The 25213-nt window shown below is 32.7% G+C and carries 20 protein-coding genes; 3 read left to right on the forward strand and 17 right to left on the reverse strand.

What is annotated here, in order from left to right:
• Positions 1 to 6 precede the first annotated feature (6 nt).
• The 4 genes from KTF99_RS12230 to KTF99_RS12245 form a co-directional block, all read right to left on the reverse strand.
• On the reverse strand, positions 7 to 1368 hold the full coding sequence (locus KTF99_RS12230) for a hypothetical protein (RefSeq protein ID WP_003537293.1): 1362 nt from the start codon (positions 1366 to 1368) through the stop codon (positions 7 to 9).
• A 13-nt stretch (positions 1369 to 1381) separates the two neighbouring features.
• Entirely contained in the window at positions 1382 to 2413 is a 1032-nt protein-coding gene (locus tag KTF99_RS12235; protein ID WP_003537292.1) for a V0D/AC39 family V-type ATPase subunit, read from the reverse strand.
• Positions 2414 to 2425: 12 nt separating this feature from the next.
• Complete coding sequence (locus tag KTF99_RS12240) at positions 2426 to 2734, reverse strand: hypothetical protein (RefSeq protein ID WP_003537291.1); 309 nt, start codon at positions 2732 to 2734, stop codon at positions 2426 to 2428.
• A gap of 231 nt (positions 2735 to 2965) precedes the next feature.
• The gene (locus KTF99_RS12245; protein WP_029480919.1) at positions 2966 to 3427 is read right to left on the reverse strand and encodes a DUF2798 domain-containing protein; all 462 of its coding nucleotides are present in this window, start codon (positions 3425 to 3427) and stop codon (positions 2966 to 2968) included.
• 228 nt (positions 3428 to 3655) lie between these two features.
• Between KTF99_RS12245 and KTF99_RS12250 the strand changes: the two genes are divergently transcribed.
• Positions 3656 to 5401, forward strand: coding sequence for a M24B family metallopeptidase (locus tag KTF99_RS12250; RefSeq protein ID WP_034559117.1), 1746 nt, complete (start codon positions 3656 to 3658; stop codon positions 5399 to 5401).
• Positions 5402 to 5493: 92 nt separating this feature from the next.
• On the opposite strand, the gene nrdG is transcribed toward KTF99_RS12250, so the two are convergent.
• From nrdG to KTF99_RS12300, 10 genes are all read right to left on the reverse strand, one after another.
• Complete coding sequence (nrdG, locus tag KTF99_RS12255; RefSeq protein WP_022008183.1) at positions 5494 to 6009, reverse strand: anaerobic ribonucleoside-triphosphate reductase activating protein; 516 nt, start codon at positions 6007 to 6009, stop codon at positions 5494 to 5496.
• A gap of 7 nt (positions 6010 to 6016) precedes the next feature.
• Entirely contained in the window at positions 6017 to 8320 is a 2304-nt protein-coding gene (locus tag KTF99_RS12260; protein ID WP_008791115.1) for an anaerobic ribonucleoside triphosphate reductase, read from the reverse strand.
• A 153-nt stretch (positions 8321 to 8473) separates the two neighbouring features.
• Complete coding sequence (locus KTF99_RS12265; protein ID WP_003537281.1) at positions 8474 to 10099, reverse strand: B12-binding domain-containing radical SAM protein; 1626 nt, start codon at positions 10097 to 10099, stop codon at positions 8474 to 8476.
• Positions 10100 to 10139: 40 nt separating this feature from the next.
• Entirely contained in the window at positions 10140 to 11387 is a 1248-nt protein-coding gene (locus KTF99_RS12270) for a M15 family metallopeptidase (protein ID WP_003537280.1), read from the reverse strand.
• 29 nt (positions 11388 to 11416) lie between these two features.
• On the reverse strand, positions 11417 to 11971 hold the full coding sequence (locus KTF99_RS12275; RefSeq protein ID WP_003537279.1) for a Fe-S-containing hydro-lyase: 555 nt from the start codon (positions 11969 to 11971) through the stop codon (positions 11417 to 11419).
• Positions 11968 to 12810 (reverse strand): fumarate hydratase, encoded by an 843-nt coding sequence (locus KTF99_RS12280; RefSeq protein ID WP_029480945.1) that lies wholly within the window; start codon positions 12808 to 12810, stop codon positions 11968 to 11970. The genes KTF99_RS12275 and KTF99_RS12280 overlap by 4 nt, the downstream gene beginning before the upstream one ends.
• Before the next feature lie 36 nt (positions 12811 to 12846).
• Positions 12847 to 13662 (reverse strand): MurR/RpiR family transcriptional regulator, encoded by an 816-nt coding sequence (locus tag KTF99_RS12285; protein ID WP_003537277.1) that lies wholly within the window; start codon positions 13660 to 13662, stop codon positions 12847 to 12849.
• 297 nt (positions 13663 to 13959) lie between these two features.
• The gene (locus tag KTF99_RS12290) at positions 13960 to 14931 is read right to left on the reverse strand and encodes a dipeptidase (protein WP_003537276.1); all 972 of its coding nucleotides are present in this window, start codon (positions 14929 to 14931) and stop codon (positions 13960 to 13962) included.
• An 11-nt stretch (positions 14932 to 14942) separates the two neighbouring features.
• Positions 14943 to 15797, reverse strand: coding sequence for a DegV family protein (locus KTF99_RS12295; protein ID WP_003537275.1), 855 nt, complete (start codon positions 15795 to 15797; stop codon positions 14943 to 14945).
• Positions 15798 to 15811: 14 nt separating this feature from the next.
• Positions 15812 to 16072 (reverse strand): hypothetical protein, encoded by a 261-nt coding sequence (locus KTF99_RS12300; protein ID WP_003537262.1) that lies wholly within the window; start codon positions 16070 to 16072, stop codon positions 15812 to 15814.
• 66 nt (positions 16073 to 16138) lie between these two features.
• Here KTF99_RS12300 and KTF99_RS12305 point away from each other — a divergent pair, with 66 nt between their 5' ends.
• Positions 16139 to 16375: an RDAC family protein gene (locus tag KTF99_RS12305; protein WP_003537261.1), complete on the forward strand. Its 237-nt coding sequence runs from the start codon at positions 16139 to 16141 to the stop codon at positions 16373 to 16375.
• A gap of 143 nt (positions 16376 to 16518) precedes the next feature.
• Positions 16519 to 17937 carry a 6-phospho-beta-glucosidase gene (locus tag KTF99_RS12310; RefSeq protein WP_003537260.1) on the forward strand — a complete coding sequence of 473 codons (1419 nt, stop codon included), beginning with the start codon at positions 16519 to 16521 and terminating at the stop codon, positions 17935 to 17937.
• Between the two features lie 84 nt (positions 17938 to 18021).
• On the opposite strand, the gene KTF99_RS12315 is transcribed toward KTF99_RS12310, so the two are convergent.
• From KTF99_RS12315 to KTF99_RS12325, 3 genes are all read right to left on the reverse strand, one after another.
• Complete coding sequence (locus tag KTF99_RS12315; protein WP_029480948.1) at positions 18022 to 19767, reverse strand: DUF2207 family protein; 1746 nt, start codon at positions 19765 to 19767, stop codon at positions 18022 to 18024.
• Between the two features lies 1 nt (position 19768).
• Positions 19769 to 20323 carry a LemA family protein gene (locus KTF99_RS12320; protein ID WP_003537258.1) on the reverse strand — a complete coding sequence of 185 codons (555 nt, stop codon included), beginning with the start codon at positions 20321 to 20323 and terminating at the stop codon, positions 19769 to 19771.
• Positions 20324 to 20451: 128 nt separating this feature from the next.
• Positions 20452 to 25146 carry a glycoside hydrolase family 2 TIM barrel-domain containing protein gene (locus KTF99_RS12325; RefSeq protein ID WP_029480950.1) on the reverse strand — a complete coding sequence of 1565 codons (4695 nt, stop codon included), beginning with the start codon at positions 25144 to 25146 and terminating at the stop codon, positions 20452 to 20454.
• Between the last annotated feature and the right edge of the window lie 67 nt (positions 25147 to 25213).

Genomic DNA, 25213 nt, shown 5'->3' on the forward strand with positions numbered 1-25213 from the left:
CCTCCTCTATATCTTGATTGATTTTCGCGTAACTTTTTTCACAATAATTAAAATCACCATCGCAATGATCCAAAGACTGAATCCAAATAAGAAAGTATGAATAACATGTAATGGTAAACTTGCTAACGGCTGGTACAATTCAATTCGATAAAACGCCGTTCCATAAAATAAACCACCAATTAAAACAGCAGCTCCTAAACGTTTTAACATGCCACCAAAATTATTAGGTTTTTTAATTGTAAATAAGAACCCTAATACAATTAATAAAGCTCCAACACCAATATCACCAACACAAACAGCACCGATAAGCATCGTTAATAAAGCAACTATCGTCGTTGGATCAAAAGTGTCACCAAGTGTTACACTCAAGACATTTTCAAACGGTTGCATTAAACTATTATTTCTTACTAATACTGGTGCCACAATATTTCTATTTTCATAGATATTAACTGGTAGTTCCATAACTTTTACACTATCAATATCATCAAATTTTGCTTCAGCTTCTTTTAAATCAAAACTACTGAAAGTGTAGATCGAAGCTTTTTGTGAAAAGTCCACAACATAACGACATTTATCAAATAGTCTTTTTAAGTTATATAATCTTGTAAATGTTTCTAAAACCTCTTCTTTATATTCCTTTTTTATATCCTCTAGTTTAGAATCCATTTTAGCAATATATTGTTCCATAGCTGTTGACTCTTCAGTTAATTCGTCAATTGCTTCATGAACTTTACCATGAGCAAACTCCGGTAAGCTAATTGGCTCAAATGACATTGATGAAAATGCATTATCAATTTCAGAAATACTGCTTGTAAGTCCAGCATAAACGATCCAAACATATTGTTTAGAACGATTCAATTCCCTAAAAATAAATTCATAATCACGATAATATTGAATTTTTGTAAATTCATTCACAGGAATCTTTCCAAATCGACAGGTAATATATTTAGTATTCTTAACATCATCAACACTTATTTTTGATTCTTCTAGATTTTTCAACAAAATGATTGCTTCATCATTTTCTTCTTTTTCTTTTGTAATATCTTCTTTAATTTTGACAATATTATCAATTTTATCATTAATATCATCTATTAATTTATTTGCATTATGCAAGTTGATTTCTTTAAATTCATTATCTTGAACATTACTTTCAAGATTTAAACGATTTAAGATGTGATAAATGTTATCTAGTGGTTCATTATACGGATTAGCTTCATCCATAACTGATACCCCTTTAACATTATTTGCTATTTTTTTAGAATCTTGAGGAAACATTTCATCTTGATACTCGGTCATCTTAATTAGCATTTTCATCAAATCTTTATGTTCAAAGGAAATATTAAAGAAATGTGTTTTTATAATAGCCATTCATTAATCCCTCCTATGCAAAGATCAGCATCTCTTCAATACTAGATGCATCTCGTCCATATCTAATTCCCTCAATAATATGTTTTAGATTATCAACCTCTACCTTTTGTAAGATTGAATATGTTAAATATACTAACGGTGCGTTACTAGAAAAACGCATATATCTTTTAGCGATATTATATCTAACTTCTTCAACATAATATTCGATATAAGCATAGTCTTTATCACCTAAATACAGCTTATATTTAGAATTAGCTAATAATTCCATCAATTCTTTTGCACTACGAGCTTCAATTAATGTATCCAACATTGATGAAGACATTCGACAATGCTCTAAATATAAAGAATTTTTAATTGTTTCATTCGATTCTTTAAAATATTTTTTGAATCGATAGATCTTCGTAATATTGATCAACTCAATCGATGTCGATAAAATATCTAATAATTCTTTTTGTTCTTTACCCTTAAAATTCTTTTTAATGGCAGCCACATAAGTACTATAAAATAGTGATTTCATCTGACGTTCTAAAGCATTAATATCAATCGGTGCTGTAAAATCAAAATCAGCTAATATTTTATAATACCTAGTATCTCTTAAATATGTTACTAGATCCTTATAGTTATCAACATTGATCAATCCATAAATATTGAAACTCATTTTGCTTGCTAAATAATCAGGTATCTCCAAAGAAAAACTCGCTTGATCTTTTTCTTTAATACTGACAACCTTATCAACAATCAATTGAACCTCAATTCCAATGACCTCTTGGCTATAGAAATCTTGATTCTTTTTTGGTGCATACTTCATTAATCTCGCACAACGTTCAAAGTATTCTTTATTTAAAGCAGCCTCTACTTGGCGACGGTGAACGTTACGGACATTAATATCTTCTAAAACACCACTATACTTTGTTTGCGATTTTAAGTATGTTACCATCTCACTAAGTGACTGTTTCCGGCATAGATCACTATAACCTTCCTCACCAATGCGGTATCCATACATCGCTTTAGCCTTAGCACATAGTGCATTTGACGATAAAGCCATACCTTCACCTTCTTACTTTAAACATCTTTCGACAATCTGATTGATCCATTTGTCCTTATTTTGATTATAAAGATTCTCTAAATTAGCTACAGTATCATTATAATCTTGATCAAGCTGCTTTGCTTCTTCTTTGTTTTTATTCATTAATTCAGCTTTATGCGCCTCAATCTTTTTGTTTTGTTCGGTGACAAAACCATCATATATCTCTTTTCTTTTTTCATTCATGTTGGTTTGCGCATCTAATTTCTTAGCTTTTGCAGCTTCAACACGTTCGACACATTTACGGTCTATTTCTACTAACCTTTGAATTACATCATCCATAGTATAAGCCCCCTTTGCCTGAGATAAGTATACTCCTATATTTTAAAAATGCAACGATAATAATCTATCAATTGAAAAAAATAGTCATTTTCGCTGTATCCCTAGTCTGACAAGGGTTTACAACGATTTAACAAACTTTTTAAAGACTTATATTTTTTTCGTGAAAAATAATTATCATGCTTTTTTAACATGATAATTATAGCGCTAAGTTTGATAAAATCACTAGACAATCTATGCGATTTGTCTAGTAAACAAGATTTTGAAAACGCTTCGAATAAAAGGTCCTGCAATTAACAGTTGTAGTGGTAAAGCTGCAATAAAATTTTTTGGAATATTTGTCAACCACACCATTAAAGTCTGTTCACTGATTCCAGCCTGTTCAACTGCACCGTATAAAGACATTAAAATAACCATGCCACAGACCATAAAAAACGAGATCATAATAATCTTAATAAGTGGTTTATTTTTAGGATTTACAACTTTAAAAGCTAAACTTTTAGCAAACTTAGATACTATTACCCAATCACATAAAATTGCAAATAAATAGGCTAATGGGAATCCCAACCATGCTTCTTTGATTGCTTCGCTTGAAAAGCCGAAGTGTAAACTGACATTATAGACACTCATCCAAAAAACCATAAAGGCACACATAAACATTGTAAAAACTAAACTTTCTTTTCTATTTGTTGGCATTAATTTTTCCTCCTTTTAACATAAAAAAGCCAGTTAACAAAACCATAACTTTCGCTACAATCTTTGTCAGCTGACTTAATCATCACTACCATTATTTAGTAATATTCTTTTAATGCAATGCTATCCTAGCATAAAAAATTTATTTGTGTAAGTTTTTTTTTTATTTTTTTTATATTCATTGAGGGAGCTAATCAGTTGTGATAAAGTATTGTTAGTGAGGTTATGAATATGATAAAAGAAAATATTGCAAAAATGCAAACATTAATGAAAGAAAATGGAATTGATATTTATATCATTCCAACTAGTGATTTTCATCAAAGTGAATATGTTGGTGAATATTTTAGAGGACGTAAATTCTTATCAGGATTTACCGGTTCTGCTGGAACATTAGTAATCAGTCTAGATGAAGCACGTTTATGGACTGACGGGCGTTATTTTATCCAAGCAGAACAACAATTAGCTGGAAGTGGCATTATTTTAATGAAAATGGCTATGCCTGGGGTTCCAACAATCAAAGAATATCTTGATCAAAACACTGATAAGACTGTTGGTTTTGATGGACGAGTAATGTCATATCAAGAAGTTGCTCGTTTAAGTAATAAACTAATTACAGATGTTGACTTAGTTGATGAAGTTTGGAGTGAACGCCCTAGCATCTCTCATGAGCCAGCTTTTATTTATGATGAAGAATATTGCGGTGAATCACGTGCTTCAAAACTTGCACGTTTGCGCAGTGCCATGGGAGATTGCCAACACCATATTATTACTAGCTTAGATGATATTGTCTGGTTATTTAACATTCGTGGTAACGATGTAGATTGTAATCCCGTCGTACTATCTTATGCTTTGATTAATCAAGATAATGCTATTCTATATGTTCAAGATAACGTCGTTGATGTTAAAACTGAAGCTATTTTAAAAAGGGATAGTATTATCATCAGAGCTTATAATGATATTTATGAAGATGTTAAAAAACTAACTGGAAAAGTCTTATTAGATGATCAAATTGTTAATTATCAAATCTTCAATAATCTAAATTGTGAAATAAAAACAGCACCTAATCCAACTCAACATTTTAAAGCGATAAAAAATGAAACTGAAATCAAAGCAACCAAAAATGCCCATATCAAGGATGGTGTCGCTATGACTAAATTCATGTATTGGTTAAAAAACAACGTTGGAAAAATCGAATTAGATGAAGTTACCATCTCTGATAAATTAGCAGCATTTAGAAAAGAACAAAATGAATTTTTTGATCTAAGTTTTGATACTATTTGCGGATACAAAGCTAACGCTGCTTTGATGCACTACAAAGCAGAACCTGGAAATTGTGCAAAAGTAACTAACGAGGGAATGCTATTAATCGATTCTGGTGGTCAATATTTAGATGGAACGATCGATACAACAAGAACCTTTGTTTTAGGTCCTATCAGTGATATTGAAAGACGTGATTTTACCGTGGCTTTAAAAGCAATGTTTAGACTACAAGCAGCTCATTTCTTAGCGGGAACAACTGGTCCAAACCTAGATTTATTAGCACGTGGTATAGTTTATGAATACAATCTTGATTATCGCTGCGGAACAGGACATGGAGTTGGTCACTTCTTAAACGTCCATGAAGGACCAAATGGATTCAGACCCCATGATCGTCCAGGATTTGCTAAAATGTGTGCTTTTGAACCAGGAATGATCACAACAGATGAACCTGGTATTTATATCGAAAATAGTCATGGTGTTCGTCATGAAAATGAATTGTTATGTGTTGAAGTCGAAACTAATGAATATGGTCAGTTCTTAAAATTTGAACCAATTACAATGGTTCCATTTGATTTAGATGGTTTAGATCTTGAATTATTATCTAATCATGAAATCAAACAAATCAATGATTATCAACAATTAGTATTTGATCATGTTGCACCATTTTTAACAAATGAAGAGAGAGCTTGGTTACAAGCTAACTTATTAATTAAATAAGTATAGTCTAAAGGCACACTTGCATAGTGCCTTTTTATTTGCTTTATAAACTAATCACCAATCTTTAAAACAAAAAAGGAAGCTGTGCTTCCTTAAATCTTAATTTCATTATTCTCATCAGCCAAATATTCAACTACCTCTCTTTGGCTTAGAGATTGTTGAATATTAATCAATCTTTGATTAGATGAACCACGATAAAGTAAAGCTAAACTTTTTTTATCTAATTCAAATTTGCCATCGATTAGCATATCGCAAAGTTCCAATAATGATTTTTTATTAGGATCATCCATAATTTGTTCGAATGTAAAACCACTATAAATAACAATATTTAGTTTTCTAAGTCGAGCAGCTTTACAAAGTTCTTTTAAAGGCTCGATTTGTAACATTGGTTCACCACCTGATAACGTGATTCCATCTAATAAAGGATTTTCATCAATTTCATTAATTATTTCACTAGTATCTCTAATATACCCGCCATTAATATCATGGCTTTTAGGATTGTGGCAGCCTAAACAATTATGAAAACAACCTTGGGTAAAAATCGCATATCTTAAGCCCGGCCCATCAACAATAGAATCATTAACCGTACCAAATAATCTAATTTCCATTAATTATTCATTCCTTGGTTTCGTGTTTTACACGATCACTTTCTTCAGCCTTTTTCCCATCATTAAAACGATCTAATGTTCCTACTAAATAACCAGTGATTCGCCGGATTCGTTCAAAACCATGATGTTCTTCCTCGCTTCTTCCACATAACGGGCAAACATCATCAATAATTCCATTATAACCACATACTGGATCACGATCAACTGGATGATTGATTGCTCCATAACCAATTCCATTATCATGCATTGCTCTAACAATTTTTTCGAATGCAGCAATATTTTTAGTCGGATCCCCATCCATCTCGACATAACTAATATGACCACCATTAGTTAATTCATGATATGGTCCTTCTAATTTTATTTTCTTAAAAGCACTAATTGGATAATATACAGGAATATGGAAACTATTAGTATAATATTCACGATCAGTAATCCCGTCTAATTCTCCAAAAAGTTTTTTATCCATTTTAACAAAACGACCTGAAAGTCCTTCTGCCGGAGTAGCAATCAAACTAAAATTCAAATTATATTTTTCAGTTGCTTTATCCATTGCCTTGCGCATATGAGCAACAATTTGTAATCCTAAGATCTGAGCTTTTTCACTTTCACCATGATGTACCCCAATCAAAGCTTTTAATGTTTCCGCTAATCCGATAAATCCGACTGTTAAAGTTCCATGTTTTAAAACCTCACGAACTTCATCATCAGGTTTTAATTCATCACTATCAAGCCAAACTCCCTGCTCCATTAAAAAAGGATAGTTTTTAGCCTTACGACGACATTGAATTTCAAAACGTTCTAACAATTGCTCAATACATAAATCTAACATTCCATCAAGCTTATCAAAAAACTCATTTACATCTCCTTTAGAACGAATTGCCAATCTTGGTAAATTGATAGAAGTAAAACTTAAATTTCCACGCCCAAAACTAATTTCTTTGTCCGGAGCATAAACATTTCCCATAACTCGTGTTCGACATCCCATATAAGCAATTTCAGTTTCTGGCGTTCCTTTATAATATTGTTTATTGAAAGGAGCATCAACAAATGAAAAATTAGGGAATAAACGTTTTGCAGAGGTACGACAAGCTAATTTAAAAAGATCGTAATTAGGCTCACCTTCATTATAGTTGATTCCTTCTTTTACTCTAAATATTTGAATTGGAAAAATTGGTGTTTCACCATGACCTAGCCCAGCTTCTGTTGCTAATAATATATTACGCATTACCATGCGCCCTTCACTTGAAGTATCCATACCATAATTGATTGAACTAAACGGTACTTGTGCTCCAGCTCTTGAATGCATAGTATTAAGATTGTGAATAAACGCCTCCATCGCTTGATATGTCTCTCGATCAGTTTCTTCATAAGCGCTTGTAATTGCAAATTCAACGATTTCATCTACAAATTTATCTACTTTATTAGCTTTCAGTGTTTCTTTTAATTGTTCTTCAAATGCCTCATTTTTATCTAAAGTAGGTTTTAAACGCATTTCTCCCTTTACTTTAGTCGCAATATCTTCACCATCTAATTTTACTAATAAAGTAATTGCTTTAGCTAAATTATGATAAAAATGCTTTAAGTATGATTTTGCAACACCTGGTGCCATACTATAATCAAAATTAGGAATTGCCTGACCTCCATGTTGATCATTTTGGTTTGACTGGATAGCAATGCAAGCTAGAGCAGCATAGATACTAATGCTATTTGGCTCTCTTAAAACTCCATGGCCAGTTGAAAATCCTCCTGCAAATAATTTAATTAAATCAATTTGACAACAAGTTGTTGTTAAAGTTAAAAAATCCATATCATGAATATGTATATCCCCATTAATATGAGCACGTGCATGTTTAGGATTTAATACAAACATCTCATTAAACTGTTTTGCTGCTTCAGCTCCATATTTCAGCATTGTCCCCATCGGAGCATCTGCATTCACGTTAGCATTTTCTCTTTTTAGATCACTATCTTTACTATCAGCAAAAGTAATCTCTTCAAAAGTCTTCATTAGCCGTGACTTCATATCCCTTTCACGCGTACGATTAGCGCGATATAAAATATAGGCTTTAGCCACTCGTACATATCCTTGTTCAATCAATACTTCTTCAACCGTATCTTGAACTAATTCTACCGTTGGTAATTCACTCTTCTTTTTTTCTAGCTTTGTTTCAACTGTTTTAGCAATATTCATGGCATTTTTTAATTCATATTTACCACCACTTGCTTCAAATGCTTTGTATATAGCTCCTGCAATCTTATCTAACTCAAATGCGACTAGGCGCCCATCTCTCTTACGAATATTTTCTATCATTCTATATCCCTCCATGCACTATTAAGTATATCTTATTTGTATTTTTAATTCATGTTATATACTCCTTTACCCAGCCCTTTTTATAATCATAAAATAAAACGCTCTCCCATTACAGGAAAACGTTATCTAACGTAATATAACCGTTTATCATTATCAAGAATACTTTTTCACACTAACCTGATAATTTTGATAAATCGCTAATAAGTAGCCATCAGTTACCTTTTCAACCACCCCATATCTAAAGACTTCTTCTTGGTCTAAGTCATATTTTTCTATCAAATAATGCATTGTTTCACGTGCTTCGCTTTTATCTAAACGGGCCTTCCACCAGCGTTTAGGTTTTATTTTTGATAACCGTAAATAGTCTTCAATCAATAAATCCTGATACTGCCGATTTAAATATTCGTCTAAATAACTAAATAATTCATCATTTTGAAATTTAAACATTTTAAATTGTTGTTTCAAATAATAATTGCCCAGGTCTAAGAAAAAATAAAAAGGTGAAGCGACTGTTCTTATCACTGTATTCATTGTTATTGGCATCTTGCCACTATTCCAGAATTTCTCTAACATTTCTTCTGCCAAATGAATTTTCCCAATATCTTCAGGGCTTAAATCATTACTATAAAGCAATTCATAGGGTGGATTTTCATCATATACATACCCATATTTTTCTGCCTCTTTTCGAAGACTTGTTCCTCTCAATAACTTTAAAAAACCTAATTGCAGTTCCTTTGGATAAAAAGCAAAAACATCATCAAATGATCGGGCAAATCTCTCTAGGTTTTCTAAAGGCAAACCTGCAATCAAATCTAAATGAAAATCAATTTTATGATTTTGCTGTAACTGTTTAATTACCTCACTTAACCGTTCAAAATTTTGATATCTTTTAACGATTTCATTTGTCGGCTCATATGTTGACTGAATTCCTATTTCAAATCGTAATAATCCTCTTGGAGCATAATCATTAATATAATCAATAATTCGCTGATCTAGTACATCACCATTAATTTCGAATTGAAATTGAATTCCTGGTCGATAATGCTTAAAAATAAATTCTAAAATCGCCAAAGCATGAGCTGTTTTAGCATTAAAGCTCCGATCTAGCAGCTTAATTGTCTTAACTCCACTATCAAGCAATAATGATAATTGCGCTTTTAAATAATCTAAACTAAAGAAGCGTAATCCTTTTTCTAATGAAGATAAACAGTACTGGCATTGATATGGACAGCCGCGACTTGTTTCAAAATAAAGAATCCGCTTATCCATATCAGCAAGATCACGTTTTAATAAATAAGGTGATTCAAGTGTTTCAAGATATTGTAGATCAACCGGCTTAGTTTGTTGATAATCTCGCTTATCTTTTCTGCTAATTCCTTGAATATTAATCGGCTGCTGTGTTTCTAAACAATCTAACAGTTCTTTAAAAGCCACCTCACCTTCACCACTAATTAAATAGTCAATTTTAAAGTTATCTAGAAAATAATCAATTTCATAACTTACTTCCGGTCCTCCAATTACAATAACTAATTGTGGGTCCATTTTTTTTAATTTATCTATCAATATTTTTATTAAATCAACATTCCAAATATAGACACTAAAAGCCACAACCTGTACTTTTTGTTCAATAATATCATTTGCAATTGTATCAAGATCCTCTTTGATCGTATATTCTTTAAAATCCACCTCATGATATTCTTTAGTAGCTACATAAAGCAATCTTAACGATAAAGACTTATGTATATATTTTGAATTTAAAGTAGTAATTAATGTTTTCATTTCTTTACCTCATTAAAATAATCTAGAGGTAACCCCTAGATTATTTTTTCGTAACTTTTGGCATTACATTGTTATATAAACAATATTCTTCAAAAGTCCATTCCTTTTCAACGATTTTTTTTGCTACATCTTTACCAACATAACGTAAATGCCAAGGCTCATGAGCAATTCCCGTTATTCCGTCAGTACCATTTTCAAAACGGATAATAAAGCCATATTTAGCACAATTTTTAATTACCCATTTATATTCATCAGTATCACCAAAAGTGATTTTTTTACCTTCTACAACACTTTGACTAGTTAAATCAATTCCTAAACCAGTTTGATGTTCACTTGCTCCAGGCTGAGCGACATATTCATTTGCATACTGCCCGCCAAAACGTCTTTCAAAATCAGCCATTGTATCAACTTGTGTCTGATATGAACGATACGCACTATTAACAACTAATTCTAATCCTTCTTTTTTAGCTGCTTCATACATTTTAGTTAAAGCATCTGATGTTTCTTTAGTCATTTTCGGATTTTGACAATCTGGAGCTACTGGAATTTCCGGATCTACTAATTTAGGTTCATAGCTTTCTGGTAAATAGAAACCTTTTTTTACTAAAACTAATAAATCATCAGGATTAGTAATTGTATAGCTTTCTTTAGGCTCACCATTAGATGAAATCAAAAATGGATAGTTAGTAATACATACTGCATAATTATAGTCTTTGTAATTATTATAAGCGTTGATATACGCTTCAAGATTTTGAATTTGATAACCTTTTACTTTGCGATAAGGCTCTAAATCCTTGGCAGTATAATTATGATCGATCAAATATTGTAAATCTTCTTTTGATACTTTATCACTAATCAAATTCCAAATAACTTTCTCACTATACCCCATACTTTTTAGTTTAGGTACTTCTTCTTTAAATAATCCATTAATATATGTAACAACATCAGCATATTCCATCTTTTTATTCATGCCTAGATATTTTTCGTATTCATCATATAAAGAAACTTTTTTAGAATTTGCTATCCAATTAGTAATATGATCAAGTTTATCATGGGATAAAATTTCATTTTCTTGTTCTTTTGTTAATGACAAAATTTCACTTGCTTGTGAAAATGAATAGCCCTTGATTAATAATTTAATCCGTGTCAAATTTAACACAACAACAATTCCAATAACTAAGACAACCCCAACAGCCCCAACAAGAGCAACGCGTCCAACCTTAAGGCGACTTCGACTACTTGTTCCATAACTGCTGTAATATCCATAATCTCTTTTCTTTTTAAACATTATTATATTACCTCTTTAATACTTTCTCTTTATTTACATGTACTTAAATAATCGTTACGCCCTAATTCATATTGATCGTTACCATTACTATCAATCACTACTACTAATGGCATATCCTCAACTTCTAAACGTCGAATCGCTTCAGGTCCAAGATCATCAAAAGCAATTACTGTACATTCTTTAATGCAATTAGACATCATCGCTCCGGCTCCACCGATAGCACCAAAATACACTCCATGATATTTAATGATTGCATCTTTAACTGCCTGCTGACGATATCCCTTACCAATCATCGAACGTAATCCTAACTTGATCATTGTTGGTGCAAAAGCATCCATTCTCCCAGACGTTGTAGGTCCTCCACTCCCAAATACTTTACCAGGTTTACTTGGCGTTGGTCCCACATAAAAAATTACTTGATCCTCTAAATGAAAAGGTAATTCCTTTCCTTCTTCAATCAAAGCCATCAAACGTTTATGAGCCGCATCACGACCCGTATAGATAGTTCCGCTTAGTAACACTTCATCACCAGCATGTAATTGTTTTATTTTTTCAACGGTAAGCGGTGTTGTCAATTTAATCATAATGAAGCCTCCTTATGACGCGCTACATGGCAGCAAATACTTACTGCAACAGGCATTCCAGCAATATGAGTAGGATGAGTCTCAATATTCAATGATAGAGCCGTAGTTTTTCCACCATAACCAGCTGGTCCAATTCCTGTAGCATTGATCATCTCTAATAATTCAGTTTCTAAAGCAGCATATCGGCTATCTTCGTGATGGGTTCCAATTTCACGCATCATTGCTTGTTTTGACAACATCGTAACTTTGTCAAATGACCCTCCGATCCCTACACCAATCACCATCGGCGGGCAAGCATTAGGTCCAGCGTCATTAACCACTTTCATTACAAAATCTTTAACTCCCTGCAATCCATCACTTGGTTTTAACATTTTAATTTGTGACATGTTTTCAGACCCAAATCCTTTTGGAGCTACAACAATTTTAAATTCATCACCACAAACAAGATCAAAATAAATAATTGCTGGGGTATTGTCTTTAGTATTGATCCGTTCAAATAATGGATCATCAACTACTGATTTACGAAGATAACCTTCCTCGTACCCTTGACGCACTCCTTCATTAATAGCAGCTTTTAAATCACCATCCACATGAACTTCTTGTCCAATTGTAATATACACAAAAGCCATACCAGTATCTTGACAAATCGGCATCATATTATCTTTAGCTAAATCAGCATTATCAATCAATACTTCCAAAGTCTTTTTAGCTAAGGGATATGGTTCTGTATCTATCTTATCTTTAAGTGCCTTAAACACATCACTGGGTAAATTACAAGCTGCTTCCATACATAGTTGTTTTACTGTTTTTGTAATATCTTCACATTTAATCTCACGCATAACTTTTTCCTTCCATAAAAAAAGGTTAAAACCTTTTTAGATAATTTTTTCCTGAATTCCTGGATAATATAAAGAATAATATCGCAGTGACATCAATTCAACTGCTGTTAATAACGTATGTTTACCAATCTTTCGCTGTTCGCTATCACCTAATACAATCGTATAATTAACGTTTATTCCAATATCTATCCCTGGATTATTTGTCATTAAAACAACCTTACATTTTGATTTCTTTAAATACTGTAAAACTTTCGAATTACTCCGTGCATAAAATCCATTTACTGTCACAATAATTGCAACACTATTTTCATCCATCAAACGCGCACAATCAATCTGACGTTCTGTTTCCATATATGCCATTGTAAACTTTTCCAGCATTAGTAAATCAGTTTGAAAATGCAACGCTGCAGAATGAGAAAACTGAGTTCCAAAAAAAGCTACTGAATCACTATCATGAATAGCCTGTAGAACTTTATCAATCACATTCCAGTCTAACCGCTGTGACAATTTTGAAATAGCATCACATACTTGATCACTATAATATTTAGTACATTCTTGAGGTTTATCTTTCATCATGTCCAAAGGAACATTAATTAAATTATTAAACTTTTTGCTATCTGAAGCAAATGAAGAACATTCTTGTTTTAAATGAGCATAATTTTCATATCCTAAAGCACGACAAAAACGTGAAATCGTTGCCGGGGATACATAACATTCTTTAGCAAGCTGACTAATTCCCATTTTGGCCACTTTTGAAAAATTATGAGCCATATACCAGGCAATATTATAATTTGTATCAGCTTCACTAGCTGTATCTAAAAAGATAATTAAACGATAAAATAAGCTTTTCATCCTCATTCCTCCACTTATGTGTATTATACACTATATTTCGCCATTTTAAAATAGCTCGATATCTATCCGAACGAATAATTATCACATATTTTAAGATATTCTATATACATTTTCACCATTGTTTAGTTATATACTAACAATGTAGTCAAAAGAAATATTCGATTTTCCCTTCAATATAATGACTACAAACAATATATAAAGATATCCTTCCCTGATATCATGTATTATTAGTATCCTTTCCCTGATAACTAATAATAAAAGCGACAAGTGATTTCCCCACTTGTCGTTTTTCTGTTTCTATAAAATTTGACTATAAACACGTAAAACGTTCTTATAAAAAACTTTCTCAATTTCATTTTCACTAAAGCCAGCTTCCTGCAGTGCAGCAGCTAATTGGGGCATCATCGAAGCATCAGCTAATTCAAGGTTTTGATCAATACCATCAAAATCACTACCTAAGCCAACATAATCTATCCCCACCAGTTCCTTAATATATAAAATATGTTTAACCATATCTTCAATACATGAACGCATCCCGCCATGACTCGATGGTTTTAAGAAATCTCCGCAAAAATTAATTCCCATGACGCCATTACGTTTCGCTAACTGTTTGATCATATCATCAGACATATTTCGAGCAACTCCGCAAACGCTACGAGCATTACTATGTGATGCAACAAACGGTTTTGTCGTATATTTTAATACATCATAAAATCCCGCATCACTCAAATGTGAAACATCGATAATGATTCCCAACCGCTCCATTTCCTTGACATAAGCAATCCCAAAATCAGTTAATCCATCTTCTGTATTTAAATGATATAAATCTTTAAATTCCTTAGTACTAATCAAATTAGGATAACCTATTCCGTTAGGATGATTCCAAGTTAAAGTAATCATCCTAACGCCTAGACGATAATAATTACGTAAGATTGCAAGATCATTATTTACGACTGCCCCTTCTTCCAATGTAAGCATCGCTGACATTAGACCATTTTTTTGATTATTAAGAATATCTTCATAACTATATACTGGTTTAATCAGCTCAGGACTTTTTTCTAGTTCTGTATAATATAGATCAATTAATCGCTGTGCCTTTGTTAGTGGATCAAGATGATCACTTAAGTTTACAAACATCGCAAAGTTTTGCAACAAATAATCACCTTTAACCATTTTCTTTAAATCAATATTAAAATCATTTTTTGATAAACAGCCACCTTCATCATAAAGCCGCAAGATGGTATCACAATGCATATCAACAACTTTCATTTTCTCACCTATTACATCTTATGTATATAATGCACAGATATACATTTCATCCCGCCATGACAAGTCAATACAGCTGGTAACTTGTTTACGATAACCTCAATATTATCAAAAATATCTTGTAATAATCGTTTTGCTTTCAGCGCTGATTCTTCATTATCAGCATGAGAGATGTATAATGTATAATCCTTAGCATTAACACCAGCATTTTTAAATTTGTCAATTACAGTTTTAACAATTTTTGATTCTGTCCTACTCATCGCATATTTATCGACACAACTACCATCTTCCTTCAAATAAAGTAAAGCTTTTACTTTCAAGATTGATGCCATTTTAGCAGCTACCGGCGATAACCGTCCCGAGCGCGCCAATTGCTTAAAATCAAATGGGGCTAAAAAAGAAAAACTATTTTTAGTTTTCATTTCTAACATTTCAAAAATTTCATTTACATCATGATCATTATCAGCCATCTGTTTAGCCGCTAATGCCATATCCATGACAGGTGCACCAACTTGGCGGCTATCATAAATATACATATTATTCATTTCTAACTGATTTTTCACAAGATTAAATCCACTCCAAGTTCCACTTAAATCACTACTGCAGGTGATAATGATAATAGCTTCATAATTTTTAGCTTTCCAATTCGCCATTAATTCATGTAAATATCCAGTATTTGGCTGTGATGTCGTAGGGATACATCCAGCTTCCAGTTTTTTATATAATTCTTCCGTTGAAATATCAATTTGGTCTTTGTACTCGATCCCGTCAATCAGTACACTTAGTGAGACTAACTCAATTCCAGATTCTTTCGCTTGAACCCCGTTCATCGCACTTGTTGTATCGGTAACAATTAAATAATTTTTCATTATTCTTTATCCTTTCATAATTCCAATTCTTTATCTTGGTAATCTTTAGTGAGATGTTGATAGTCTTTTAGCCAAGTAACTCCTTCTAAATATTCCTCTTCACTCAAGAGTTCATCTAAAATGTTAAAATGAACTAGCATACAAACATCATAAATGCTTTGCCATAAAGCATCAAATTCATTATCACTAGCCTTCAAATCACTTTGTTCACTCTCTATGTATGCGACTAACTCATGAGCCAGCTTGGTTGCTTTTTCTTTTTCAGTTGCAGCCATTATATATCCTCCTTGACTTTTATATAATGAAATTATAACATTATTTTAACAAAAGGAGTTAAAAACATGAAAACAATTTCAATTTTCCAAGTCCAAGACATCAATAATTTATTAAAAGAACGCCAATTTGACTACATTCTCAAATTACGTGATGCTTGTGGCAGTCAAAGTCTCTATCTTGAATGTACTGGTGAAGAAACCGATATTAATATATTATGCAATGTAATCAATGAATTATTAAAAAATGATTATTTACAAGTAATTCCCGGAACTATCAATCCATACAACCTGTTATTAAAATAATATATTAATTATTACCATAAGCACGATAACTTATTATATTATTTTCATAAAATGAAAGCGGTTTTCATCACCTGAAAAAAGACCACTTTCTTTTCTTTTGCCGTTATAATAGCCTTGTAACAAAAAACAAAGGAGATTTACAAATGGCAAAAAGACCTGTAAAAATTGCTACCATCGGTGGCGGGAGTTCATATACTCCAGAATTAGTTGAAGGATTTATTAAAAGATATGATGAACTACCTATCAAAGAACTGTGGTTAGTTGATATTGAAGAAGGTAAAGAAAAATTAGAAATCGTTGGAGCAATGGCACAAAGAATGGTAAAAGCTGCGGGTGTTCCTATGACGATTCATTTAACATTAGATCGTGAAGAAGCTTTAAAAGACGCTGATTTCGTTACTACTCAATTTAGAGTTGGCTTATTGGATGCAAGAATTAAAGACGAAAGAATTCCCTTAAGTCATGGGATTATTGGGCAAGAAACAAATGGTGCCGGAGGAATGTTTAAAGCATTTAGAACTGTTCCTGTTATCTTAGAAATCGTTGAAGATATGAAAAGACTATGTCCAAATGCCTGGCTAGTAAACTTTACTAATCCTAGTGGAATGGTTACTGAAGCTGTTATCAAATATGGTAAATGGGATAAAGTTGTTGGTTTATGTAATGTACCTATCTCTTGCCGTAAAATGGTTGGGAAAGCTTTAGATAAAAACGAAGAAGAATTATTCTTTAAATTCGCTGGATTAAACCATTTTCACTGGCATCGAGTATGGGATGTTGATGGAACTGAATTAACTGATAAAGCAATTCAAAAACTATATGTTGAAAACGATGGTTTAAGAAAATTTGGGGCTAATGCTACACGTGCAAAGGAAGAAGAGGAAAAAGCCGCTAAACGTGCCGCTGATGCCGGAGTAGCAAATATTAAAAATATTTCATTTGTTGCAGAACAAATCCAAGATTTAGGATATCTGCCATGTATGTATCACCGTTACTACTATATCACTGATGATATGCTTGAAGATGAAATTGCCGACTTCAAAGAAAATGGTACTCGTGCTGAAGTTGTAAAAAGAACAGAAGCTGAATTATTTGAATTATATAAAGATCCTAATTTAGATTATAAACCAGAACAATTGACAAAACGTGGTGGTACTTATTATAGTGATGCTGCTTGTGAATTAATCAACTCAATCTATAATGATAAACGTACAACTATGGTCGTATCAACACAAAACAAAGGGGCATTAACTGATCTTCCATATGATAGTGTAGCTGAAGTATCTGCTATCATTACAGCAGCAGGACCAATGCCAATTTCTTGGGGAACATTAAAACCTGCAGCTCGGGGAATGGTTCAAATTATGAAAGCAATGGAAGAAACTACAATTGAAGCCGCCGTTACTGGTGATTATGGTAAAGCATTACATGCATTTACAATTAATCCATTAGTTCCAAGTGGTCAAATTGCTAAAACATTATTAGATGAAATGTTGATTGCTCATAAAAAACACTTACCTCAATTTGCTGATAAAATCGCTGAATTAGAAGCACAACAATAAAATAACCTGGAGTTTTGAAGCGAACCTCCTAAGTTGAAGCAACAACTTAGGAGGTTCATTTCATTCTTCCAGGTTTTCTTTATTTTATCGGCTTCCGCCTCCGCCGCCTCCGGAGAAACCACCTCCGCCTCCGCCAAAGGAACTAAAACCACCGCCACCGCTATACGATGAACTATGAGCTGCACTATATGCATTAGCTGCACTACGAACACCACCATACATAAATGTTCTCGTTGCTAACATCGTATAAGTGTAATCAATATTTGAATATTGATTAAATTCTGGGCAGAGTTTACCAATTTGTTTTTCTACCTCGTCAGCAATACCAAGAATTGAAGCAAACATTAAATATTCTTCCCAGAGTTTTACTTCAATTACTTCTTTTTCTTCAATACTACTAAAGTCTAATAAAAAGCGTTTTAATCCTTTAGTATAAATGATATCATCTCTAAATGATGGTTCATAAACTACTTTTTCATTTGCAATATCTATTCCTAAGAACTTTTTATAAGTTGTTTGCTTTTTCATTAAGCCTTTTTCTTTTAATTCTTTTTCTTCAAATTCAATCAAATCATTAAACCAATCTTCGATTTCTTCATAATTCCGTTTACACCAACGTTCAAATTCTTTATTCTCTAAGATTTGATTATCACCACTTGCTTCCCGAAAATAACCTAACATCTTTTCTTCTAAAATATTTTCTGTTGGAATCTCACCACTGAAATCAATTTCATATTTATCTTTTTTAAACCAGCCAGTGCCCGGTTCCATGGTAAAATTCACATAGCCATCTCTGATCCATTTTAACAACATAGCACACAAGATACCTGAACGATCATCTTGCTGGATAATCCCTGCTTTTGTTGCAACGTAATAAAAATAGTAGATATCTTTATGACAAGGAATATCACGGAACGGATTAACATGTTCCATTGTCGGAATTTCATTGTTACCGTCACTAAAATATAATTGTTTATTTTTGTTTGCTTTAGATACAACTCCAACAATTACTGCAATTATCCCAGCAAGTACCGCAACACTAATACCAATAAACATAAATATTGAACCATCACTAGAATCTTCTTGATAACTTGAGCCATCACGTGCATCTTCTAAAACAGCTTCAAATGATTCATTTTTGGTTATTGCATTGCTAAAAGTTCCATCGGGTACTCTAACTAAAATATTAACATAATTAATATCGCCTCGACGATTATTGTTTAAATCACGATTCGATATAATTATCGCTCCATGATCATCAAAAATAACTTGTCCTTCATAGCCAAAGCCCCAAATATCACTATCTTGATCATAAAACTTGTAATCAGAACTAATCGTTGCTTCAAATTCAGCTGGTTTAGGATCCATTTCCTGATTAAGTAATTGCCAATTAAACCCCTGAGCATCACTATATTGATTAACAAATGGAGTAATCGTATATGTCATCGTATATGTGTGTTGACCATAATCACCTATCCCATAACATAACTCATAACCATCACTCTTTTCAATGATCCCACATTTATTTTTCTTCTCTTGACGACTAGCATCAATATCCCAATTATCAACATATTGATATTTTGTTCCTTTTTCATCGACAACAGAAAAATCACTGATCATAGCCCCATAAAGATTATTAAATGCCTTGTAGTTTTCTGTTCCTTCAATCGCATCCATCTTCCAAGTTTCCTCAACTTTTGCTGAACCATCTTGATTAATATAAATGTTCATATTAACCGCTTGAAGGTCATTCCCTGATGCCAAAACAGGTAACGGCATCAAAGAAACCAGAAAGATTGAGAGTGCTAAAAATAATTTTTTAACTTTCATTTTAAAATTTAACCTTTGGTACTTCTTTATCTGTTTCTTGAACCTCAAAATAATCAAAAGTTCCAAAACCAAATATTTTTGCAATAAGCACTGAAGGGAAAACTTCTGTTTGATTGGTATATTTATTTACTGAATCATTATAAAATTGTCGTGCATACGTAATTTTATCTTCTGTAGCTGTCAATTCTTTTTGTAATTCCATAAAATTAGTATTAGCTTTTAAATCCGGATAAGCTTCACCTAACATCATTAATCGGCTTAAAGCCTGATTTAATTCACCAGAAGCTGCAAGCTGATCTTGAGGACTATTGGCAGTCACATAAGTATTTCTTGCTTTTATTGCATTTTCTAACGTTTCCTTTTCGTGACTAGCATACCCCTTGACTGTTTCAACAAGGTTCGGGATCAAATCAGCCCGCCTTTTTAATACCACATCAATTTGTGCCCAGTTAGTTTTAACCCGGTTCTTTAATTTAGTTAATGTGTTATATGCAACTATGCAGTAAATCACAATTAACGCCACTACTATAAGTACAATAATTATTGGTATACTCATTTTTAAACGCCTCCTTTTTCTATACTTATATTATACAATCTTAGTAAGAATATACAACGAATACGATAATCATAAAAATGTCAAATTTCCAAAAAAGGATGTCATATTAAAACATCCTTCTATTATTATTAATTATTTTCTTTTCTTCTTTTCATCCATAAAACCAGACTCGCAGTTGAAACCATTAATGCAAATATACCAGCAAAATTAGCCGCATCACCAGTTTTTACTCCTTGAGAAGACTCTTCGCTAATCGCAACTTTCTCTAATTGTTCTAGTGCATTTTGTAAAACCGTTTTGGCTTCATCAACAGCTGCCAGTGTCGCCTTTTCATCTGCTAAGACAATTTTGGCTGCTGATAAAGCTTTTTCTAATCGTTCCCAAGAAGCCCTTGTATAATCTTTAGCAGATAATTTTTCAGTCCGCTCAACTAGCTCCTGTAATTTAATCTTATTGAAATCACGAATATTTAAATTTTCAATTGCCACATTTAACCGTGTAATAGCAGCATTTACCTGAGCTTGAGTTACATCATTTCCAGTATAAATATCTTGTGCTGCTTGTAAAGCGGTCTTAAACTCTTTAACTAAATCAGCATCAAGATTACTTAAAATATCTTCAGTAATCTTATCAGCAATAGCTAAAAGTGCTTCTAACTGACTCTTATCAACTTTTTCTTCAGTCTTTTTAACTAAAGCTTGATACATAGTTTGTAATTTTTCATAACTATCATCAACTTGTTTTTGTGTTGCCTGATCATCTTTCAAAATCACTATTGCTTGATCATATGCTTCCTTAAATTCTTGATACGATTGGACTGTATATTCTTCACTTGTTTCAAAAACTTTCTTTATTTCATCGCTTTCAATATAGTTTTCAAGAAACTCTTTGTTTACCGAGATAATATATTTAATAGTATAATTTTCTATCGTTTTACCATCTTCCGCTCTAACAATGATCTTTACTTCATTATTATATACTGGTAAAACAGTAATTGCTTCATTATTATTACCTTGAGCTATAACTGATGGGGTATCAGCTGTTTTCAAATCAACAGTATATGTTTTAGTAAGCTTATCATACCCTCGATAACCATTAAATTCTTTAATATTAACCCCATCTAATTTTAAATCATCTAGATTTGCAGATGAATTTGCAGTTACTGGTAAAATATAATCATATACTTCTATTTCTGTTAAACCAATACATTTATTAACTTGCGGTGACTTCATCCATATGCGTAATTTATTAGTTGTAATCGGGTGAATAAATCCATATGGAGTATCACCAGATGTATATGGTACTTGTGTAATGTGCGAAGACTCAATTTCTTGCCATGAATTTGTTGGAACATCATAATATTCAAACCGGACATTGTTATCACCTGGTAAAACACTGAATTGATTATCCGTAAAATGCCACAGTTTAATATTTTGCATCAAGTATTCTTTTTGCCATTCTAATTGTACATAAGTATCCACCGGAGGATTTTCATTTCTTAAACTCCAATTTGTCCACCGTGCGCTTTCGCGTCCACTTTCATTAGTAATCCCATCATTTAATTCACTCAATGAATCATTGATTGGCGTTGCTGTTGGTTCACTTGGAACACCATTGACCATTTTCCCATTTGTAAATAATGGTGTATCTTGATAATTCTTTGAAGCAATATTCTGTGAATCAGCTAATTTTGGTGCTACTCGAACAGTTGCTGTAACATCTTTTACTTCATTTAGAACATTGACTGTACCTTTTACTGTTACCATTCCTTCATTTTTAAAAGCATCAGCAGGAATATTCCATTTAACCGGAAAAGCCTCACTATAATTTCCATTTTCATAAAGTCCTCGAACCGTTTGTGGTAATACCGGTGTAATTCCTGCACTAGTTACTGTTGAATAGTTTTCCATGGCTACGACATTACCAATTACATGAACCGTTACAGTTACTACAGCTTCACTATCCTGAAGTTTTCCTGTTATTGTGAACTCACCAATTTTATTTAATGATTCTTTATCATATTCATTCCATTTAATCGTTAAGTCTCTTGTCTCCCCATTATTGTATGTTCCTACAACTTTTGCATGCAGATCAGGTTCTTCACCAACATTAACATATAAATTTTTAGCAATTGTGTAACTTTGCAGATAAGCATCACCCTCAACAGCATTTTTAACCGTCTTGACAGAAATATTTGAACCACTTAAACCATCACTGCTGGCACTAAGTGTAAATGATCCCTCATCTTTAGTAGATTGAACAATCACTAATGCCTTTCCTGAAAAGGCTTTTCGTGAAGTTCCCTTATAACTATCAGTATCAGCTGCATTACCATTATCAACCCCAACAATTTTACCATTTCCTTCAATCTTGAAATTAATACGATTATCAGCTCCAGCGACAATATTTCCATTCATATCTTTAACATCGACAGTAAGATAAGATAAACTACTGCCATCAGCTAAAATTTCCTTTTTATCAGCACTTATCGCTAATTTTGCAGCTTTGGTATTAGTCGTTACACTGCTTCTTCCTTCAGTTTCTGTAATTAAATTACCTTTTTTGTCATATGCTTTAGCACTCAACGTTCCTGAAGCCCAGGTTACATTAAAGCTTGGGTAAAATTCTCCATTTGAAAATGTTTGATACTTATATCCTAAAGCAGTAGTATGCGTTGTTGCTGTATCTTCCCCCACTTTATTCCCATTTAAATATAACTCCACTTTTGCAGCATTAGTAAATACATCGACCTTGACCTTACCATTATTATTTTTGACTATTTCATCATTGTTCCATGTTGACATTAAATGCAAAGTAGTTGTATCTTCGTCCCACATACTTTTATATAAATAATAAGTATCTTTTACAAATCCCGCAGTATCAACAATTCCAAAATATGATGATTTAGGTTTAGCTCCCTGACCACTTGCACTTCCTGCTCCAGTTCCATTCCATGGCGTTGGTTCACCAATATAATCAAAACCAGTCCACACAAACTCTCCAGCATTGAAATCATTCTTAATAACAAATTGCCAGGCATCACTTGCTGAATGTCCCCAGCCAACTTTTGCCTCATCATTATCATATTCTGACATTTGTAAAGTATTATCATCTTTACCCGTAGTATTATAAACTCCACGACTATGGACAGCACTTGCCGTTTCAGAACCGTATAGTGGCCAATCGCTATAAGTATTGTGCATAGCTATAGTTTGATCACCATTTGCATAGTTCATTCCAACCACGCCACCAGCTTCATATATTTTTTGATTAATTTGGCTGAGCATCGCATTTGGATTAGTATTTTTGCGATTATCACCATTTGTGACTGGACGAGTTGTATCAACCTCTTGAACCCATTTAATTAAATCATCAACTAAATTTAAATAATGTGAGGTATTTCCTGATACTCCTTCATCAATTTCATTACCTAATGACCACATAATTACACTTGGATCATTTTTAGCACCATCAACCATTGCTTTAACATCAAATTCGCCCCACTTCATTCCAGCTTTTCCATTAACAATTTGATTATCGGTACTAATTACTTCATTAAAATGTGAAGTGTAGTCATTAACATTTCCATTTTTATATTCGGTCCAGCCATCAAAAGCTTCATTAATAACTAACATTCCATTTTCATTACATACTTCTAATAAAACTGATGCCGCAGGATTATGGGTAACACGAATCGCATTACATCCCATTTCTTTTAATATTTTGACCTGCCGTTCAATTGCATCACGATTAGCAACTGCTCCTAGTGCACCCTGATCATGGTGCAGACAAACACCTTTTAATTTTATTTTTTCACCATTTAATGAAAAACCTGTATTATTATCAAAATCAAAATAGCGGAAACCATACTCAGTTTCATAAGTATCTAAAACTTTATTATCCGCCACGATTTCAGTTTTCATTGTATATAAATTTGTATCCTCAGTGGACCACAATTTAGGAGCAATAACAGACACTTCCTGTTTTACATCTTTTGTACTTTTAGCTGCTAATTCAACTTCATTAGTGACGGTACTACCCGCGGCATTTCCTTGAGCATCCAATAAAGTATTTTTAACTGTGATCGTTTTATTTGTATCGCTATCATTATCGATTGTTGCTGTAACATCAACTTTAACATTATTGTCCTTAGTATTTTCTAAATCTTTAGCAATGATTTTAGTTCCATTATAGCCAACATGAACCTTATCTGTAACTGTTAACTTTACATCTCGATAAATCCCACTTCCAGAGTACCAGCGACTACTTGGAATTTTATTATTAGTTTTTACTACTAAAACATTTTCAGTCTCACCATCGCAGATTAAGCCCTCAGTCAAATCAAATGCAAAAGCAGTATATCCATATGGATGCTCACCTAATTTTGTCCCATTTAAATAAACTTCAGCATTCATATAAGCGCCATCAAACTCAATCATCAATTGTTTTTCTTGATATTTTTTAGGTACTACAAAAGTTTTTCGATACCAGCCAACGCCACCTGGTAAAAAACCACTCTCTGCTTCTCCGCTTGTTGTGAAATCTTGATCAATACTATAGTCATGTGGTAAATTCACCGTTTCCCAAGTTGAATCATTGTAATCTTTGTTTTGAGCATCATTTATATCACCACGATGAAACTTCCAATTTTCATTAAATAGCGTGGTTCTTTGCCCATCTCCAATGATATCAACATATACTTCTTCGGGGTCTGACTGAGTAATTCTTGCATTTTCTTGTGCTAATACCCCAACTGGTGCTGATGATAACAACATTGAAACAGTTGCTACAGCACATAATTTTTGATTCCATCTTCCTTTCATAACTTCCTCCTTTTCCCGTATAGAATAGCTATTTTGATTAGTTAAAGTTCCCAAATAAATATAAAAG

Source organism: Erysipelatoclostridium sp. MSK.7.34 (assembly GCF_019041935.1).
Taxonomy (GTDB): Bacteria; Bacillota_I; Bacilli_A; order Erysipelotrichales; family Coprobacillaceae; genus Thomasclavelia; species Thomasclavelia ramosa.

What these genes read in the sequence shown, in the direction of transcription:
- KTF99_RS12250 (WP_034559117.1), top strand. Translation starts at nt 3,656, where the DNA reads ATGATAAAAGAAAATATTGCAAAAATGCAAACATTAATGAAAGAAAAT.
- KTF99_RS12280 (WP_029480945.1), bottom strand. Translation starts at nt 12,810, where the DNA reads ATGCGTGAGATTAAATGTGAAGATATTACAAAAACAGTAAAACAACTA.
- KTF99_RS12245 (WP_029480919.1), bottom strand. Translation starts at nt 3,427, where the DNA reads ATGCCAACAAATAGAAAAGAAAGTTTAGTTTTTACAATGTTTATGTGT.
- KTF99_RS12300 (WP_003537262.1), bottom strand. Translation starts at nt 16,072, where the DNA reads ATGGCTGCAACTGAAAAAGAAAAAGCAACCAAGCTGGCTCATGAGTTA.
- nrdG (WP_022008183.1), bottom strand. Translation starts at nt 6,009, where the DNA reads ATGGAAATTAGATTATTTGGTACGGTTAATGATTCTATTGTTGATGGG.
- KTF99_RS12290 (WP_003537276.1), bottom strand. Translation starts at nt 14,931, where the DNA reads ATGAAAGTTGTTGATATGCATTGTGATACCATCTTGCGGCTTTATGAT.
- KTF99_RS12260 (WP_008791115.1), bottom strand. Translation starts at nt 8,320, where the DNA reads ATGATAGAAAATATTCGTAAGAGAGATGGGCGCCTAGTCGCATTTGAG.
- KTF99_RS12270 (WP_003537280.1), bottom strand. Translation starts at nt 11,387, where the DNA reads ATGTTTAAAAAGAAAAGAGATTATGGATATTACAGCAGTTATGGAACA.
- KTF99_RS12320 (WP_003537258.1), bottom strand. Translation starts at nt 20,323, where the DNA reads ATGAGTATACCAATAATTATTGTACTTATAGTAGTGGCGTTAATTGTG.
- KTF99_RS12240 (WP_003537291.1), bottom strand. Translation starts at nt 2,734, where the DNA reads ATGGATGATGTAATTCAAAGGTTAGTAGAAATAGACCGTAAATGTGTC.
- KTF99_RS12265 (WP_003537281.1), bottom strand. Translation starts at nt 10,099, where the DNA reads ATGAAAACATTAATTACTACTTTAAATTCAAAATATATACATAAGTCT.
- KTF99_RS12305 (WP_003537261.1), top strand. Translation starts at nt 16,139, where the DNA reads ATGAAAACAATTTCAATTTTCCAAGTCCAAGACATCAATAATTTATTA.
- KTF99_RS12325 (WP_029480950.1), bottom strand. Translation starts at nt 25,146, where the DNA reads ATGAAAGGAAGATGGAATCAAAAATTATGTGCTGTAGCAACTGTTTCA.
- KTF99_RS12235 (WP_003537292.1), bottom strand. Translation starts at nt 2,413, where the DNA reads ATGGCTTTATCGTCAAATGCACTATGTGCTAAGGCTAAAGCGATGTAT.
- KTF99_RS12310 (WP_003537260.1), top strand. Translation starts at nt 16,519, where the DNA reads ATGGCAAAAAGACCTGTAAAAATTGCTACCATCGGTGGCGGGAGTTCA.
- KTF99_RS12230 (WP_003537293.1), bottom strand. Translation starts at nt 1,368, where the DNA reads ATGGCTATTATAAAAACACATTTCTTTAATATTTCCTTTGAACATAAA.
- KTF99_RS12315 (WP_029480948.1), bottom strand. Translation starts at nt 19,767, where the DNA reads ATGAAAGTTAAAAAATTATTTTTAGCACTCTCAATCTTTCTGGTTTCT.
- KTF99_RS12275 (WP_003537279.1), bottom strand. Translation starts at nt 11,971, where the DNA reads ATGATTAAATTGACAACACCGCTTACCGTTGAAAAAATAAAACAATTA.
- KTF99_RS12285 (WP_003537277.1), bottom strand. Translation starts at nt 13,662, where the DNA reads ATGAAAAGCTTATTTTATCGTTTAATTATCTTTTTAGATACAGCTAGT.
- KTF99_RS12295 (WP_003537275.1), bottom strand. Translation starts at nt 15,797, where the DNA reads ATGAAAAATTATTTAATTGTTACCGATACAACAAGTGCGATGAACGGG.